Genomic DNA, 16941 nt, shown 5'->3' with positions numbered 1-16941 from the left:
CAGCAACAACCGTTATTCTGCGTGCAAAAATATAGGCCTCACTTGAAGGCCTATATTTTTTAGCTGAAAAGGTAATACCAATCAGCATGAATACCAACTAAATTTGAGGGAGTAAAGTTAGCGAATTGGTATTAATTTTGTCTTTTTAGTAGATGTATTGCCAATCCAATGAATAATAAACTTGGCATCAGCGCCCCAACAACGGGAGGCACTTGATACACCATCACGATGGGGCCAAAAATTTCATTACTCAAATGAAATGCTAAACCAGTGATCACCCCCATGATAATTCTGGCTCCCATGCTTACTGTTCTAAGAGGCCCAAAAATAAAAGAAAGTGCGACCAACAGCATCACTCCTATCGTCAGCGGCTGCATCACCTTACGCCATAGCGCCAGCTCGTAACTACTTGCGTCTTGCTCATTTTGTTTCAAATACGCTAAAAACGACCATAACCCCGTAAAAGATAGCGCGTCTGGTTCTACTGAGACTACGCCAAGCCTGTCCTCACTTAACTCAGATTCATACAACATGGATTTGGAATAGTGAGTAGTGATTTGCTGCTGACTCAAAAGCACTTCTTCAACATCCTGCAATTGCCAGCCACTCGGGGTGCTTTGTGCCGATTGCGCACGCACAATTTTTGCAAGAGTCAGCGAATCGTCGAAGTAGTAGATGGCAATGTCTTTTAATTGCCCACTTTTTTCAACATTACTGATGTTGATGAAATTGCTCCCGTCTTTAGCCCAAACACCACGCTGAGCACTGTAAACTTCACCACCATAGATAGCTTCATTTTTGAGCTTTTTTGCAGTTTGCTCTGCCTTAGGAGCGCCCCACTCTCCCAAAGCCATCATAAATAACGCCAGTACCACCGCGGTCTTCATTACTGACATTATAATTTGCAGGCGTGACCAACCTGCGGCCTGCATCACAATAAGTTCGCTGCTAGATGCCAACGCGCCAAGCCCAATTAAGCCACCTATTAATGCGGCCATAGGAAAAAACACCACGACATCACTGGGCATGCTATAAAGGGTATATAACATCGCACCAAGCAGGTCATAGCTTCCACGACCCACAGAGCGCAACTGTTCAATAAACTTGATTAAGGTATTAATACCCACAAATACCAGCAGTGCAAACCCAGTAGTTTGCAGGATACTTCGGCCTAGATACCAATCTAGTGTCTTCATCATGCCGTTGTCTCCCGCTTCATAAATACCGATCGCACCCAAACACCAAACGGCCGTCCCTTAGCGATTAAATAAACACCAATAAATAGTACACATAGGTGGATCCACCATAAACCAACAGATGCAGGAACTTTTTCTTCCGCTAGTAAAAATTTACCGGCATTGAGGAGGATAAAATAGCCCAAATATAATGCGATAGCAGGAACCAATTTCGCAAATTTGCCTTGCCTTGGGTTAACCACACTCAGTGGGACTGCGAGCAGAGTTAGCAACAAAATAGAAATAGGTACTGACAGTCTCAACTGAAATTGTGCTTTGGCTTCAGGCGTATCCATTTCTAGTAACTGTAGACTAGGAATAGCCTCTAGTTTTCGACGCTGATGCTCTATTTCTTGTTCTTTAATTTGCACTTGATAGCTACCAAATTCAGTTCTATTTAGCGCCTGACTGAAACCATCGGTTTCGTAGCGTTTACCGTCATGAAGCAACAGCTGCTGCTCACCGGTCTCTAATTCTATGACTTCGCCTTTTTGGGCATACACTAAGCGTGCAGCCTGATTGGAATCTTTTTCAGGGAGTTGTGCTACAAATACTTTGTTTAGTTCACGTCCCTGGTCACTGATCCCATGGACAAATACCACCGCTTTTTCGTTTCCGGTTTGTTGAAACCTACCTGCACGAAGGGCAGATAACCCTGACTCGGCATCAGCCTGCTCTCTTAGCTGATACTCTTTTTCACTGGCCCATGGCGCTATATACATGCTCACGCAAGCCGCAAGTAACGCAAAGAAGGCGCTAGACACCAACGTCACTCGCACAACATACCATTCGCTTACCCCGCAGGCTTTTAATACTGTCATTTCACTGTCAGCATAGATGCGACTGTACGCAAGAATTATCCCAAGAAAGAGGCTCAGCGGTAAAATGTAGCCAGCAAGTTGCGGCAATTTCAAGGCTAGCATAGCAAGCACTAACTTACCGGGTATACCTCCTTCAGATGCAGAGCTCAGAATGAGTACAAACTTTTGTGACAAAAAAATTGTCATTAGGGTGAGAAAAACCGCAATCTGAGATTTTAGTACCTCACCCGTTAAATAGCGGAAAATAAGCAATGTTCGTCCCTATAAAACGTCTCGTTTCACTGGAATAGTGGGAAAAATTGAGTAAACTGATTATTTTAGTCAGTTTATTATATGTCAATGTAACGCAATATCCTACCTAAGGTTAAAGCATAATCACGACTTTAATGTAGGAAAGTGTGTTGACATCAAAAGTTCAAAAAGACATAACAAAGACTCAGGAGTCGCAATGGAATTCAGCGTTAAAAGTGGTAGTCCAGAGAAACAGCGCAGCGCATGTATTGTTGTAGGTGTATATGAACCACGCCGTCTCTCACCAATTGGTGAACAGCTGGATAAAATAAGCGAAGGCTACATCTCCAACTTACTCAGACGTGGTGATCTTGAAGGCAAACCAGGACAAGTTTTACTGCTGCACCATGTTCCTAACGTGTTAAGTGAACGTGTTTTATTGGTCGGCTGTGGTAAAGAAAGAGAATTAGACGACAAGCAATATAAACAAATCATCTCAAAGACCATCAATACATTGAATGAAACCGGCTCAATGGAAGCGGTATGTTTCTTAACAGAACAACATGTAAAAGGCCGTGACACCTATTGGAAAGTTCGCCAAGCTGTTGAGACCACACAAGACTGTTTATATACCTTTAATCAATTAAAGAGTAAAAAGAGCGAAGCAAGACGCCCACTTCGCAAAATAGTGTTTAACGTCCCCACACGCCGTGAACTAACTATTGGTGAAAGCGCGATTGAACATGGCCTAGCGATCGCCGCGGGAAGCAAGCTGTGTAAAGACGTAGCAAATATGCCACCAAATATCTGTAACCCACGCTATTTAGGTGAGCAGGCACAACAATTGGCTGAAGACTTTGATAATGTGACGGTAAACCTTGTTGGCGAACAAGAAATGGAAGAGCTGGGTATGCACTCTTACCTAGCGGTTGGCCGTGGCAGCCATAACGAGTCGGTGATGTCGGTGATCCACTATAATGGTGGTGATGAAGGGCAAGCACCAATCGTATTCGTGGGCAAAGGGCTCACTTTCGACTCCGGTGGCATCTCTATAAAACCAGGAGAAGCCATGGACGAAATGAAATACGACATGGGGGGTGCCGCTGGCGTGCTTGGTTTGATGCGCGCAGTAGTACAAATGCAGCTACCACTTAACGTCATAGGTGTATTAGCAGGCTGTGAAAACATGCCTAGCGGCGATGCTTATCGCCCTGGCGACATTCTAACAACTATGTCTGGCCAGACCGTTGAAGTACTTAACACGGATGCCGAGGGTAGGTTGGTGCTATGTGATGCCTTAACGTATGTTGAAGCCTTCGAGCCAGAGACGGTTGTAGATGTTGCAACACTCACTGGTGCCTGCATTGTCGCACTTGGCAGTCATGCCACAGGTTTGTTATCTAACCACAACCCGCTAGCCCATGATTTACTCAAAGCATCTGAGCAAAGTGGTGACAGAGCATGGCAACTGCCACTTTGGGATGATTATCAAGAGCAGTTAGAAAGCCCATTTGCAGACTTTACTAACTTAGGCGGTCGTGCAGCTGGCACAATCACAGCAGCATGCTTCTTATCTAAGTTTACTAAAAAATACAACTGGGCGCATTTAGACATCGCGGGTACCGCATGGCGTAGCGGCAAAAACAAAGGCGCCACGGGCCGTCCTGTGCCTATGCTGATGCAATATTTACTGAATCGCGCCAATATCACGGATGCACAGCAAGATTAACACTTTTGGTCGCGAACTTGTTTAAGCAAGTTCGCGACATCAGATCACGGCCTATTCCCCCATCATAGCCAAAGGCTACAGAGTACTTAAATTTCCCAAGTCGGCGATCCCCACCACTTATTATATTTTATTCTGCTTAGTTTGGTTCTTGATTGATGGTATTGCCTTTATATGGCAGAATACAGCCTTATTTATGTGCATTTATATGGCGCTATATTTAGTTTTAAACTAAGCCGCGCATACTAACTTTATTAGTCTACTCAATCACAGTAAAAACATTACAGATATTGAGCAGCTGTGGAGCCAGTGGCAAACCACAATACTCCTCGCAACTGGTATTATTATCATGACTATCAAAGCGCGCTTTTACGTGTTAAAACAAAGCGATGAGCCGGGGGTTAGCGTTCCGGCTCATTTTGATCTGGCAGCACAAACTGCGGCGAGCTTATATCAAGCTGGACACCGTATCTTTGTTAACGTGGATAATACTGACGACGCTCATTTATTCGATGAGCATCTTTGGTGTTTTGACGCAGACAGATTTGTGCCCCACAACTTACAAGGCGAAGGCCCCAAAGGCGGCGCACCAGTGGAAATTGGCACTATGCCTCCTGCTGCTCGTCGCCCCGTGCTCATTAATCTGGCTCGGGTCATCCCTGACTTTATTCGTCGCTTTGAGCAGGTGATAGATTTTGTGCCTGTTGAAGCCAGCGCTAAGCAAGCCGCGCGAGAACGCTTTAAGCAACTTCGTGCACTTGGCGCAACAATTTCCACTGAAGACATTGAGAAATAGCATTTTTAGGGTTCTGTGTAATGGATAAAACCTACAATCCACAAGATATTGAACAGTCTTTGTATCAAGACTGGGAGTCAAATGGCTACTTTAAGCCATCAGGCAATGGTGACGCATACTCGATTATGATCCCACCGCCGAATGTCACAGGTAGTCTACACATGGGCCACGCGTTCCAAGACACTATCATGGACACGTTGATCCGCTACCAGCGTATGAAAGGCAAGAACACGCTTTGGCAAGTGGGCACTGACCATGCAGGTATTGCAACTCAGATGGTGGTTGAGCGTAAGCTTGCAGCCGAAGAAGGTAAATCACGCCATGATTTAGGCCGTGACGAATTCATCAATAAAATCTGGGAATGGAAAGAGCAATCAGGTGGCACAATCACCAAACAGTTACGCCGTTTAGGTGCATCTGTAGATTGGGATAGAGAACGTTTTACCATGGACGATGGCCTGTCTGAAGCGGTAAAAGAAGTATTCGTGCGCCTATATCAAGATGACTTAATCTACCGCGGTAAGCGCCTTGTTAACTGGGATCCAAAATTACACACTGCGATTTCTGATTTAGAAGTTGAAAACAAAGATAAACAGGGTCATATGTGGAATTTGCGCTACCCGCTTGCGGATGGCATAACCACTAAAGATGGTAAAGACTACATTATCGTAGCAACCACACGTCCAGAGACCATGCTAGGTGACACTGGTGTTGCAGTAAACCCGGATGATGAACGTTACCAAGACTTAATTGGCAAAGAAATTCTACTTCCTATCGTCAACCGTCGCATCCCTATCGTTGCTGATGAACATGCGGATATGGAGAAAGGTACAGGCTGCGTAAAGATCACACCAGCACACGACTTTAACGATAACGAAGTTGGTAAGCGTCATGAGCTGCCAATGATCAACGTGTTCAACAAAGACGCAGCTGTTCTGAATACGGGTGAGTGCTTTACTTTTGATGGTAAGCCACTTGAAGCGATGGATGCCCCAATTCCAGAGCGTTTCCACGGCCTTGACCGTTTCGATGCGCGCAAGCTAATTATTGACGAGTTTGAGCAGCTTGGTCTACTTGAAAAAATCGACGACCACAGCCTAACTGTGCCTTACGGCGACCGCTCTGGCGTAGTTATCGAGCCACTACTTACCGATCAGTGGTATGTTCGCGTAGCTCCTCTTGCAGAGCCTGCGGTAAAAGCGGTAGAAGATGGTGATATTCAATTCGTACCTAAGCAATACGAGAACATGTACTTTTCTTGGATGCGTGATGTTCAAGACTGGTGTATTTCCCGTCAACTTTGGTGGGGCCACAGGATCCCAGCTTGGTATGATAATGAAGGTAATGTATATGTTGGCCGTGACGAAGTAGAAGTACGTCAAAACCATAACCTTGATGCAAGCGTAGTACTTACACAAGATGAAGACGTATTAGACACTTGGTTCTCTTCAGCACTGTGGACTTTCTCAACATTAGGTTGGCCTGAAAACACAGAAGATCTAAAGGTATTTCACCCTTCAGATACCTTGGTTACTGGTTTCGACATTATCTTCTTCTGGGTAGCTCGCATGATCATGATGACCATGCACTTCATCAAAGATGAAGATGGTAAACCTCAAGTTCCATTTAAGACCGTTTATGTGACTGGCCTTATTCGCGATGAAAATGGCGATAAGATGTCTAAGTCAAAAGGTAACGTGTTAGACCCACTAGACATGATTGATGGTATCGATCTTGAGAGCCTAGTGACTAAACGCACGGGCAACATGATGCAGCCACAACTAGCTGCAAAAATTGAGAAAAACACGCGCAAAACATTTGCCGATGGTATTGAAGCACACGGCACAGATGCCTTGCGCTTTACCCTAGCAGCAATGGCGTCAACGGGACGTGATATCAACTGGGATATGAATCGTCTTGAAGGTTACCGTAACTTCTGCAACAAGCTTTGGAATGCTAGCCGTTATGTATTGATGAACACAGAAGAACAAGACTGTGGCTTCAATGAGAACGAAAAAGTGTATTCTCTTGCCGATCGTTGGATTTTAGGGCAATTCCAAAATACGGTTAAGGTGTTCTCTGAGCACTTAGATAACTACCGTTTTGACCTTGCAGCAAATACGATTTATGAGTTCACATGGAACCAATTCTGCGACTGGTATCTTGAGCTAACAAAGCCAATTCTGTTTAAAGGCAATGAAGCACAGCAGCGTGGTACACGCCATACGCTTATTACCGTGTTGGAAGGCTTACTTCGTTTGATGCACCCACTAATGCCTTATATCACAGAGACCATTTGGCAACGTGTAGCACCAATCGCTGGGGTCGAAGCAAAGACAATTATGCTTGAAGCCTTCCCTGTATTTGACGAAAGCAAAGTTGATGCGCAAGCGATGGCAGACCTTGAGTGGGTGAAGCAATTTATTATCGCTGTCCGTAATATTCGTGGTGAAATGGATATCAGCCCAAGTAAGCCGTTAAACGTGTTACTTGCTGGTGCAAGCGACGAAGACAAGCGTCGTCTAGAAGAAAATCAAGCTTTCTTAAGCGCATTAGCGAAACTGGAAACAGTAGACTTACTCGCAAGCAAAGACGAAGCACCTGCTTGTGCAACTGCATTTATTGGCGACCTTGAGATTATGATCCCAATGGCAGGCCTGATTGATGTTGAAGCAGAGCTTGCGCGTATTGCTAAACAGCTTGAAAAAGCAGAAAAAGGCCTAGCTCAGGTTGAGAAAAAACTTGCGAACGAAAAGTTTGTAAGCAATGCACCTGAAGCAGTACTTGCTAAAGAAAAAGCGAAATTAGCTGAGTTTAGCGATGCGAAAACAAAGCTACTTGAACAAAAAGCTAAGATAGAAAGCTTATAATCGCTTTCTATTGTCCAGCTTTTTAGCTATAAAATCGAAAAAGCCGCAAAATTGCGGCTTTTTTCATAATACTAATTTTACTGTTGTTCAAATAAACTGTCTGTGCTCAGCCCTTCGTGCTGTAAAATGTCTTTTAAACGTCTCAGTGCTTCTACTTGGATTTGTCTTACACGCTCTCTAGTTAAGCCTATTTCGCGGCCAACATCTTCAAGCGTAGATGGTTCATAGCCAAGTAGACCAAAGCGTCTTGCCAACACTTCTCGCTGCTTTGGATTAAGTTCACCAAGCCAGTCAACGATATGCTTATTAATATCATTGCTTTGTACTTCAGTTTCTGGACCACCACCCTTTTCGTCTGCGATAATATCGAGCAGTGCTTTGTCATTTTCACCACCAATAGGCGTATCTACTGAGGTGATCTTCTCATTCAAACGTAGCATCTTACTGACTTCTTCGACTGGTTTATCGAGGCACTCAGCGATTTCTTCCGCAGTGGGTTCATGATCTAACTTTTGCGTCAACTCTCGAGCAGTACGCAGATACACATTGAGCTCTTTTACGACATGGATTGGTAAACGAATAGTGCGAGTCTGATTCATTATCGCTCGCTCGATGGTTTGGCGGATCCACCAAGTTGCATAGGTAGAAAATCTAAACCCGCGTTCCGGGTCAAATTTTTCTACAGCTCTTATGAGCCCCAGGTTCCCCTCTTCAATCAGGTCAAGTAAAGCTAAGCCACGGTTGTTGTAACGGCGCGCTATTTTCACAACTAGCCTTAAATTGCTCTCAATCATCCGTTTGCGTGAAGCTTCACAGCCTCTGAGTGCCTTGCGTGCAAAATACACTTCTTCTTCTGCACTGAGCAGAGGGGAAAATCCAATTTCACCTAAATAAAGCTGAGTAGCGTCCAAGTTTTTAACCACTTCTTCTTTGGCAAAAACATCTTCGTCATCTTCGAGATCTTCGAGCAATTCATCTTTTGGTTCGTCGATGTTGTCATCGTCAAACTTATCTAACTCTGGAGTTGATTTTGTAGGTAATTTTGCAGTGTGAGCCATAAGTATTCTCCCCAAGCGAATAAAAGTACGGGTACTCGACCTAATCGATGTACTCACATACTTTATGGCAAGTATTTTGCCGGGTTTACAGCTTGGCCTTTAAAACGGATCTCAAACCTCAGTGCCGTCTTAGAAGCGTCTGTACTACCCATTTCGGCAATTTTTTCCCCAACTTTAACTTTTTGCTGTTCCCTGACGAGTAACTTAGCGTTATGAGCATAGGCGCTTAGATAATCATCTGTATGTTTCAAAATGATTAAATTACCGTATCCTCGCAGTGCGCTCCCTGCATATACAACTACACCGCCAGCAGCAGCCCTTACTGAAGTACCAGGTTTATTAGAGATTTCTAACCCCTTGTAACCGTTTTCTTTAACTGAAAACTGACGTGTTACCTTTCCTTCAGTCGGCCATTTCCATAGTACCTTATTATTATACAAAGCCTTGGCACTATTAGATTTTTGTGTGGCTTGTCTTTGAACATACTCTCGTTGTTTTGGCTTATCAAGCTCTTTTTTAGCGATTTTGTTACTTTTTTGTTTTAAAGACTGAGACTTGCGGTTTACTTTTGTATATTTATTGTTCTTTTTATTCTTATTTACTGGATACTCTAAGCGTATAATTTGATTCGGATAGATAGTGTACGGGGGCTTAATTTTATTGATTTTCGCAAGCGTTCTTACATCTTTGTTAGCACTAAATGCAATTGCAAATAAAGTATCGCCTTTTTTAACTTTGTAACTACTTCCGTTTATATTAATTTTATGTGTCGAAGTGGTCTTACCAGAATACAATGTAGTAACAGGTGCTGGGGTATGATTTGATGAACAAGCAACAAGCAAGCCGCTTAAACAAATCGATATAATGACCCTAGGCTTGCGCATTACTTATATTTTCCAGTATGAATAAGGACTACTTTCATATTAATCTAACTTAAATTTATTGTATTTTCACACTTTACTGGAAAAAATAGAGATATTTTATGTAGTTGCTATGTGAGTTCAGCTTCACGGCATCTAAAAGTCAAAGCTACAACTTGTCCTTAATTTAACTTGGACTCGAGTCAACTAAAGACCTAAGCTCAACAGGTGTACTATTACTCTGGCTTGAGACTACTTCTTAATCTAAGGCAAGCTTTTGCGTCAATAGCTAGCCTATTGCAAACAAGCTAAACGCAGTAGTATGGGATTGCAGCTACTAGAGAACAATTTATATCAATTATCTTAGTAAAGTTTGCTTTTTTAAGGCAAGGAAATCTTGTCAATAACACTACTCCCGCATTCTACTAACGCTGCGATAGCGACCTCCGTGGAAGCCAGACAAAAATTTTGCTATTTAGTTGTTCTAAATAAGAATTTTTTAACGCTGTTAGCGTCAGATTTCCCCCTTCAAATTGTGCAAGTATTAAGGCTAATTGGTATCAATATCTCGAGTCCAGATTATCTAATTTGAAGGCCGCCTTTACGCTATTTGCTTAAATTAATTTGAGCGCAGTTGAGTAGTAAACAGCCTGAGCTTCGGATAAGTAGCTAGAGTTTTTGACATCGGCTGTATATTATTGTCTAACTCACTTCACCGGCAACCAAAGGTACAAAGCGTACTGGCGCTAAGGCATGACGAATATATTGCTCTCTCTTTTTGACAAATAAAGTCAACGTTTGTGTCTCAACACCGATTGGGATGATCATTGCACCTCCGTCTTGTAGCTGAGCAAGTAAGTCATCAGGCACCGATTGTGCTGCTGCGGTGACAATAATGCCAGCAAACGGGGCTTTTGATGGCCAACCTTTCCACCCATCCCCATGCTTCATTGTGACATTGTATAAGTCTAATAAGTGAAGCCGTCTTCTAGCTTGCCACTGTAATGATTTAATTCGCTCTATGCTAAATACCTGCTCAAAAACCTGTGCAAGAATGGCTGTTTGATATCCAGAGCCAGTACCAACCTCTAATATACTTCCCTTTACGCCAACTTGTTTCAATACTTCAGTCATTTTTGCGACAATAAAAGGCTGAGAAATAGTTTGTCCTTGTCCAATAGGAAGCGCTGTGTTTTCATAAGATTTATGCTTCAACACTTCGTCGACAAACATGTGCCTTGGGGTACTTGCCATTACCTCAAGTATTTGTTTGTCTACGACTCCTTGTTGTTTTAACAGCGCCACTAGCGCATTGGCGCTGCCCTGATAATTATTCAGCACACGCGCCTCTACAATAACCAGCTAGCCACTGCATCTAAGCTTTCGTGGGCGGTCATATCAACTTTTAACGGAGTAATTGCAGCATAACCATTATTCACTGCATGAAAATCAGTCCCTTCTCCAGCATCATTTTCACGCCCAAGAGTGCCGTACCAATATACGCTTCTACCCCAAGGATCTATTTGCTCTGTCATCGTGTCAGCTTTGTGACGCGCTCCCAAACGCGTTACTTTTATTCCCTTGAGTTCATCAAGGGGAATATCTGGTACATTGATATTAATGATTTGGTCTTTTGGCAGTGGGTGATTTGCCAACTTTTTAATGATCTCTATTGTCACATGTGCTGCGGTTTCATAGTGCGCTTCATTTTTTGAACACAGTGATACCGCAATGGCAGGTAGCCCTAAATGCCGTCCCTCAGTCGCAGCAGCAACGGTTCCTGAATATAGCGTATCATCACCAAGATTGGCGCCATTATTAATACCTGCAACCACTAAATCAGGCAATTCATCAGTAAGTTTGCTGACACCTAAGTGAACACAGTCCGTTGGCGTGCCATTCACCGAAATAAAGCCATTATCTAATGTCGTTGCTCGTAAAGGATTTAAAAGCGTTAATGAGTTACTAGCACCACTACAGTTTCGGTCTGGACCAATCACCGTAACATCAGCTATCTGAGACAATGCTTGATACAAAATAGCAATCCCTTTGGCGTGAACACCATCATCATTACTTAATAGGATCTTCATTTTTACCTCTTCTTTGGCAGGCAATGCGTAGCTTGTTGCCATCTGATTTTTTTATTTTGATTAGTCAATAGGTTGCAAGCAAGCCGAACCAGCTGTTGACTTAATATTAGCACTCTTCACAATGACTGCTAGCACCAGTTAATATCGTTTTGCTTTAATACCTACTCAATTTGCAGGCGTAAGTTTGACGTTCGCTGCAATAAACACCTCATCCTTAAAACGTCGAAGTTACAAACTTTGAGTCTGCCTATAGCGCTGTAGGTACCTTGGCAATAGCAAGCTTAGGTAGTAGCGCTGCCACACCATTTTCTCTTAACCTAGTCCGCTTACACTCAATTAAGCAAATTAATATTACTCACCTGGAACTTTGACTATTTCTTACTAGCGTCACGGTGATTGACAAGCTCTCTGAGCACAGCGGTTGCAAAAGTACCTTTTGGCAAACTAAATTCAAGTACCATAGAACTTTGTTCGGTCATACTAACTTTGAACTCTTGTGGCATTAATCTGAGTGCTCTACGCTCACTCTTCATACCAAACTCAGCCAACCCATTATGCCACTGTGAAAATGAACTCAACCACTCTCGCTCTTGTGGTAGTAACCCTTTTTCACCTTTACCAACTAATGGCGCAGAAAGCAGAATATCGTTACCTAACAGTCGTTCTATTAATTCGCAATCAATATCTGATTCAAAAAAAGCATTACTGCCATTTAAAAGGAATATTTCACGATGCCAGGTGGTTGCCAAGCCATGTTCAGCAACTCGACGACTCACGACTTGATTAAAAAGGTGTGACCTCGCCGCGGACAAAACCAGGCCTCTGAGCTTTTTATCTCGAATTTTTTCACCATCAAACAATCTCTGTGCCATATCAAGGTTGTGACCATCATGACCAAAACGCTGCTCACCAAAGTAATTTGGGACTCCCTGACGCACTGCGTTAATACGAGACAAAATATCGAGTGGCTCAGTGACGTTACGTAACGTAATGGCGAAACGATTACCTTTATGGCAGCCTGTTTTCAGTTTTCGGTTATGTCTTACCTGTTTTACAATAAAGATTGAGTCACTATTGAGCGCGCTAAAGTCCAAAGGTTTTTTTATTGGCACCGGTACACTAAACCATTGGGTACAAACACCATGCCTATCTTTAATACCAGCATAACTCACCTCACGAGGAGGGAGCTGCGCAAACTCTGCTAATTTCTTCGCCACATATGCGGTATTTTCGCCCTTTTTAACGATTTGTAAGCAAACATGCTCACCTTCACCAGTAAAAGGTATGTCTAAGATCTCTTCAACCCGAAAGTCCTCTGGTTGTGACTTGAAGTCACCATCAGAGAGGGGTTTACCATATAGATAATTTAATGTCTTCATGTTTTAACCAACAGCACGACTGCGTGACTTGAGATCCCTTCTTTGCGCCCCTCAAACCCCAGTTTTTCTGTGGTAGTTGCTTTCACATTAACTTGGTCTAGTTGGGTTTCACAGTCCGTCGCAATATTACCGCGCATCGCATCGATATGAGGTCGCATTTTCGGCGCTTGAGCTACAATGGTGACGTCAATATTCCCAATTTGATAACCTCGAGCCTTCACTTGTTCCATAACACGGCGCAACAAAATACGACTGTCTATATTTTCAAATTCACTCGCAGTGTCAGGAAAGTGTTTACCAATGTCTCCAAGTGCGAGCGCACCTAATAAAGCATCACATAACGCATGAATCGCCACATCTCCATCAGAGTGAGCAATAAACCCCTGTTCATAAGGAATTTTTTCGCCACAAATTATCAGCGGTCCAGCACCACCAAATTTATGAACATCAAATCCGTGGCCAATTCTAATCATGCTGCTTACCTTGTTGTTGAATAATAAACTCCGCCAGAGGTAAATCCTCCGGAGTGGTGATCTTAATATTATCTGTGCGTGCGGCTATCAACTGAACTGGTTTTTTTTGTAATTCCATCGCTGACGCTTCATCTGTAATATTAGCGCCTTGCGCTAACCCAAGCTCCAGTGCCGCCAATAACTCTTCATACTTAAACATTTGCGGTGTGAAAGCCTGCCATAAAGACTCTCTCGGCACCGTTTTTTGCACCAATTCAGCACCACATTTAATCGTATCTTTAACTCTGGCAGCCAGTATGCCACCTTGTCCCTCATTAACACACTTTGCTATCAAGTGATGAATGTCTTCAAGCGCGACGAGAGGTCGAGCAGCATCATGCACGAGTACCCAATCAGGCTTACTCGAAGCTAACGCTCGTAGAGCGAGCAACACGGAATCAGCACGCTCCTTACCACCGTCACAGTGACCAAAGCGACTGTCCGGCAGCAAGCTCGTAGTAAAATAGCTATCTTCTTTCGATACGGCCACCATGAACTGCTCAACGCCATCCAGTTTCGCTAATTTTTCTAATGTGTGCACTAAAATAGGTTTGCCCAATAAAGGGATATACTGCTTAGGCACCTGTGCCTGCATTCTACTGCCGACACCGGCAGCTGGAATAATAACCGCTAATTTATCGTTTCTTTTCATGGGGTACTTTAGGTAATACGCGGATGAAGGTTTCGCCAGGCTTGATCATGCCAAGCTCATGACGAGCCCGCTCTTCAACCCCTTCGAGGCCCAGCTTGAGATCTTCAATATCCGCTTTGAGTAGTTTATTTCTTTTGCTTAGGTTGGTGTTAGTTTCTTGGTGCGATTTAACTACAGATTTAATCCGCGTGTAATCCTCCACGCCGTTGTGGCCGAACCAGAGTCTATATTGAATAAATAGCGCTAACACGAACAGCGCTAATTGAAAAAATCGCATCGTTTATTCCAAACTTCTACCATTGAGCCACTTTTGGATTATTGACTCGTCTTTATTTTTTGTACGTGTGACCAATTAATCGCACTGGCTAATAACATTTCTCTTAATGTTAGCCTGCGCGGTGGTGCCGCTTTACCGTAATGCCAAGTGTGACCGCAGCACGCAGCAACCATCAAGGCTTTTTTGGGTTTTAACAGCTCAATAGATTGCGTCTCCGGTGGCGTTAAGCTGTCACCGTTCATCGCAAACCAGCCAAACTGATTACAATGGACTTTTCCTGAAGCGCAAATTTGATCAACACTATCTAATCGCACAGTAACACCCGAAAGTTCAGCACAAAGAACTGGAGCCACTAACCCAACTTTTACTTTGTTTAAAAAAAATGCCTCATTGGCTACTTTATCACTTTTTGGCTGAGTTTTTTGTTTTGCCAGCCAACAGCCATTAAAGCTGTCTAGTTCAAGCGGTACATCACCATGAATAATGTGAGTAGCAGCACGCTCCACATAATACGGTAGGCTGTTTAACAAACGCTGAAGACGTTGATGATCAGATAATTCAGCAAGTTTTGGCAGTTCTCTGGCATAAAATACATTTACAAGTTCTGCAAACATCAGGCGTGATGCTTCATCATACCAAATTGTATTTTGCTGCTGCTCCAAAACGCCTCCTATCGGTACAATCTATCAACGTAGACCGGTGTACATCCTTTATACACTAGCCATGTTTCAAATCAAAGCAAAGTGCGCAGCTGAATAAGCCTTATGGTTTAGTTCCTAGTTTAGCTTCTCCTTCAGCCATAAACTGGACTACCGAACTACGTTTTTTACCAATTAGGAAACTTCCATCCGTCAAAAACATAAAGTTTTGCCAACACCGTTTGAACACATCAAAGCGGGTCTCAATTGCATCATCTCGAGAGAGACAAAAATACACCGTGGTATTGGCTTGCCAATCAAGAAATTGCTCAATCGCTTCTGGAAATTGCTCACCAGCCTCCCAGGGCTGTTCCCAACTAAGGGTTTCTTGCCATGACTCAGCTTTGCCAACCCAATCTGTTTTATCAAAAAAATCTGGGTGATCTTTTTCGTTGCTCACCATGGTGCTCCAAAGCACCGCTGCACGCGCCGCAGACATTGGTTTTATCAATGCCAAATCGGCAGCTTCGATTGGAAGATCTTTATGTTTGAAAACCCAAGCTTTCTTATAATCGTCCAGCGCAATATAATTCATCTTTAAACACCTTCAGTCTTAATGGCACGGATTATAACATTTCAGTCCGTCACGTACGGCTTTTATTTTTTGGAGCTTGAATTAGTGGATATCACACCTGGAATTTACCGCCACTACAAAGGAAAACTTTATCGTGTGCATGCTTTGGCAACACACAGTGAAACGCAGGAAAAACAAGTGGTTTATCAAACCCTATATGGAGATATGAGCTTTTGGGTTAGGCCACTTGAAATGTTTTTAGAAAACGTTATGGTCGAAGGCGAGGCGGTACCTCGCTTTACCTTAATTGAAACCGAAGCAGGGTTGGCAGCGAAAAGCTGATTGTGGCAAGATGCGGTTATCTCATCTGACCACAAGAAGCTGAATTATGTTTAAAGGTACTGATCAATATATTGCTACCTCTGCACTACAACAGGCCGTGAATGCGGCCATTGTATTAGAAAAACCACTCTTAATTAAAGGCGAACCTGGTACAGGTAAAACCTTACTCGCTGAAGAACTTGCTAAAAGTTTAGACACAGAGTTAATCCAATGGCATATAAAGTCAACCACCAAGGCCCAGCAAGGCTTGTACGAATACGATGCGGTCTCGCGTTTGCGCGACAGCCAACTTGGCGACCCTCGCGTTAACGATGTTAGTAACTACATCATCAAAGGAAAATTATGGCAGGCGTTTACCGCCACAAAACGCCCTGTTTTACTCATAGATGAAATCGATAAAGCTGATATTGAATTTCCCAATGATCTACTGTTAGAACTCGATAAAATGGAATTTCACGTTTACGAAACTAACGAGCAAATAAAGGCAAAGGTGCGCCCCATCGTTATTATTACTTCAAATAATGAAAAAGAGCTGCCAGATGCCTTTTTACGCCGCTGCTTTTTCCATTATATCGACTTCCCAAGCAAAGAAGAGATGCAGCAAATTGTGGATGTGCATTTTCCACATATTAAATCGAGCTTGGTACAACGTGCTCTTGAAAGCTTTTTCCAATTACGCGACACACCAAACTTAAAGAAAAAGCCCAGTACGAGTGAGCTGCTTGACTGGTTAAAACTATTGCTCGCAGAAGATATTTCCCCTGAGACATTACACGATAAATCCAATCAAGGTGGCTTGATGCCATTATTCGGCGCACTACTTAAAAATGAACAAGATGTTTCTTTGGTTGAAAAACTCGCCTTTATGAGCCGACGCTGA

At 43.2% G+C, this 16941-nt stretch carries 17 protein-coding genes; 5 read left to right on the top strand and 12 right to left on the bottom strand.

What is annotated here, in order from left to right:
• Nucleotides 1-131: 131 nt before the first annotated feature.
• The gene (gene lptG, locus F9Y84_RS00495; RefSeq protein WP_125250566.1) at nt 132-1199 is read right to left on the bottom strand and encodes an LPS export ABC transporter permease LptG; all 1068 of its coding nucleotides are present in this window, start codon (nt 1197-1199) and stop codon (nt 132-134) included.
• On the bottom strand, nt 1196-2308 hold the full coding sequence (lptF, locus tag F9Y84_RS00490) for an LPS export ABC transporter permease LptF (protein WP_125250567.1): 1113 nt from the start codon (nt 2306-2308) through the stop codon (nt 1196-1198). The genes lptG and lptF overlap by 4 nt, the downstream gene beginning before the upstream one ends.
• Before the next feature lie 196 nt (nt 2309-2504).
• Between lptF and pepA the strand changes: the two genes are divergently transcribed.
• The 3 genes from pepA to F9Y84_RS00475 all read left to right on the top strand — a co-directional run bounded on the left by pepA (nt 2505) and on the right by F9Y84_RS00475 (nt 7679).
• Entirely contained in the window at nt 2505-4016 is a 1512-nt protein-coding gene (gene pepA, locus F9Y84_RS00485; protein ID WP_125250568.1) for a leucyl aminopeptidase, read from the top strand.
• Between the two features lie 346 nt (nt 4017-4362).
• Nucleotides 4363-4809, top strand: coding sequence for a DNA polymerase III subunit chi (locus F9Y84_RS00480; protein ID WP_147391105.1), 447 nt, complete (start codon nt 4363-4365; stop codon nt 4807-4809).
• A 20-nt stretch (nt 4810-4829) separates the two neighbouring features.
• Nucleotides 4830-7679, top strand: coding sequence for a valine--tRNA ligase (locus F9Y84_RS00475; protein WP_147391104.1), 2850 nt, complete (start codon nt 4830-4832; stop codon nt 7677-7679).
• 77 nt (nt 7680-7756) lie between these two features.
• On the opposite strand, the gene rpoS is transcribed toward F9Y84_RS00475, so the two are convergent.
• From rpoS to F9Y84_RS00425, 10 genes are all read right to left on the bottom strand, one after another.
• Entirely contained in the window at nt 7757-8737 is a 981-nt protein-coding gene (gene rpoS, locus F9Y84_RS00470) for an RNA polymerase sigma factor RpoS (RefSeq protein ID WP_125250571.1), read from the bottom strand.
• Between the two features lie 62 nt (nt 8738-8799).
• Nucleotides 8800-9621 (bottom strand): peptidoglycan DD-metalloendopeptidase family protein, encoded by an 822-nt coding sequence (locus F9Y84_RS00465; protein WP_147391103.1) that lies wholly within the window; start codon nt 9619-9621, stop codon nt 8800-8802.
• A gap of 678 nt (nt 9622-10299) precedes the next feature.
• On the bottom strand, nt 10300-10938 hold the full coding sequence (locus tag F9Y84_RS00460) for a protein-L-isoaspartate(D-aspartate) O-methyltransferase (RefSeq protein WP_147391032.1): 639 nt from the start codon (nt 10936-10938) through the stop codon (nt 10300-10302).
• A gap of 8 nt (nt 10939-10946) precedes the next feature.
• On the bottom strand, nt 10947-11687 hold the full coding sequence (gene surE / locus F9Y84_RS00455) for a 5'/3'-nucleotidase SurE (protein WP_147391039.1): 741 nt from the start codon (nt 11685-11687) through the stop codon (nt 10947-10949).
• A 371-nt stretch (nt 11688-12058) separates the two neighbouring features.
• Nucleotides 12059-13066, bottom strand: a complete 1008-nt coding sequence (gene truD, locus F9Y84_RS00450) for a tRNA pseudouridine(13) synthase TruD (RefSeq protein ID WP_147391033.1) — start codon at nt 13064-13066, stop codon at nt 12059-12061.
• Nucleotides 13063-13539 (bottom strand): 2-C-methyl-D-erythritol 2,4-cyclodiphosphate synthase, encoded by a 477-nt coding sequence (gene ispF, locus F9Y84_RS00445; RefSeq protein WP_147391034.1) that lies wholly within the window; start codon nt 13537-13539, stop codon nt 13063-13065. The genes truD and ispF overlap by 4 nt, the downstream gene beginning before the upstream one ends.
• Nucleotides 13532-14230, bottom strand: a complete 699-nt coding sequence (ispD, locus tag F9Y84_RS00440) for a 2-C-methyl-D-erythritol 4-phosphate cytidylyltransferase (protein WP_128730885.1) — start codon at nt 14228-14230, stop codon at nt 13532-13534. The genes ispF and ispD overlap by 8 nt, the downstream gene beginning before the upstream one ends.
• Nucleotides 14214-14507 (bottom strand): cell division protein FtsB, encoded by a 294-nt coding sequence (ftsB, locus tag F9Y84_RS00435; RefSeq protein ID WP_125250577.1) that lies wholly within the window; start codon nt 14505-14507, stop codon nt 14214-14216. Before ftsB ends, ispD begins: the two co-directional genes overlap by 17 nt.
• A gap of 38 nt (nt 14508-14545) precedes the next feature.
• Entirely contained in the window at nt 14546-15169 is a 624-nt protein-coding gene (locus F9Y84_RS00430; protein ID WP_147391035.1) for a hypothetical protein, read from the bottom strand.
• Nucleotides 15170-15269: 100 nt separating this feature from the next.
• The gene (locus F9Y84_RS00425; protein WP_147391036.1) at nt 15270-15740 is read right to left on the bottom strand and encodes a DUF2947 domain-containing protein; all 471 of its coding nucleotides are present in this window, start codon (nt 15738-15740) and stop codon (nt 15270-15272) included.
• Nucleotides 15741-15761: 21 nt separating this feature from the next.
• Between F9Y84_RS00425 and F9Y84_RS00420 the strand changes: the two genes are divergently transcribed.
• Nucleotides 15762-16061 (top strand): DUF1653 domain-containing protein, encoded by a 300-nt coding sequence (locus F9Y84_RS00420; protein ID WP_247652021.1) that lies wholly within the window; start codon nt 15762-15764, stop codon nt 16059-16061.
• A gap of 43 nt (nt 16062-16104) precedes the next feature.
• Nucleotides 16105-16941, top strand: coding sequence for an AAA family ATPase (locus tag F9Y84_RS00415; protein ID WP_125250580.1), 837 nt, complete (start codon nt 16105-16107; stop codon nt 16939-16941).

Origin of the sequence: Pseudoalteromonas peptidolytica, from assembly GCF_012641745.1 — a bacterium.
Classification (GTDB): domain Bacteria; phylum Pseudomonadota; class Gammaproteobacteria; order Enterobacterales; family Alteromonadaceae; genus Pseudoalteromonas; species Pseudoalteromonas peptidolytica.
This window is presented reverse-complemented; position numbering and strand designations above follow the sequence as displayed.

Bases quoted from the DNA above. Each gene is read 5' to 3' on its own strand.
- ispD (WP_128730885.1), bottom strand. From the start codon at position 14,230: ATGAAAAGAAACGATAAATTAGCGGTTATTATTCCAGCTGCCGGTGTC.
- F9Y84_RS00420 (WP_247652021.1), top strand. From the start codon at position 15,762: ATGGCACGGATTATAACATTTCAGTCCGTCACGTACGGCTTTTATTTT.
- F9Y84_RS00475 (WP_147391104.1), top strand. From the start codon at position 4,830: ATGGATAAAACCTACAATCCACAAGATATTGAACAGTCTTTGTATCAA.
- ispF (WP_147391034.1), bottom strand. From the start codon at position 13,539: ATGATTAGAATTGGCCACGGATTTGATGTTCATAAATTTGGTGGTGCT.
- surE (WP_147391039.1), bottom strand. From the start codon at position 11,687: ATGAAGATCCTATTAAGTAATGATGATGGTGTTCACGCCAAAGGGATT.
- truD (WP_147391033.1), bottom strand. From the start codon at position 13,066: ATGAAGACATTAAATTATCTATATGGTAAACCCCTCTCTGATGGTGAC.
- F9Y84_RS00480 (WP_147391105.1), top strand. From the start codon at position 4,363: ATGACTATCAAAGCGCGCTTTTACGTGTTAAAACAAAGCGATGAGCCG.
- rpoS (WP_125250571.1), bottom strand. From the start codon at position 8,737: ATGGCTCACACTGCAAAATTACCTACAAAATCAACTCCAGAGTTAGAT.
- F9Y84_RS00465 (WP_147391103.1), bottom strand. From the start codon at position 9,621: ATGCGCAAGCCTAGGGTCATTATATCGATTTGTTTAAGCGGCTTGCTT.
- ftsB (WP_125250577.1), bottom strand. From the start codon at position 14,507: ATGCGATTTTTTCAATTAGCGCTGTTCGTGTTAGCGCTATTTATTCAA.
- pepA (WP_125250568.1), top strand. From the start codon at position 2,505: ATGGAATTCAGCGTTAAAAGTGGTAGTCCAGAGAAACAGCGCAGCGCA.
- F9Y84_RS00425 (WP_147391036.1), bottom strand. From the start codon at position 15,740: ATGAATTATATTGCGCTGGACGATTATAAGAAAGCTTGGGTTTTCAAA.
- lptG (WP_125250566.1), bottom strand. From the start codon at position 1,199: ATGATGAAGACACTAGATTGGTATCTAGGCCGAAGTATCCTGCAAACT.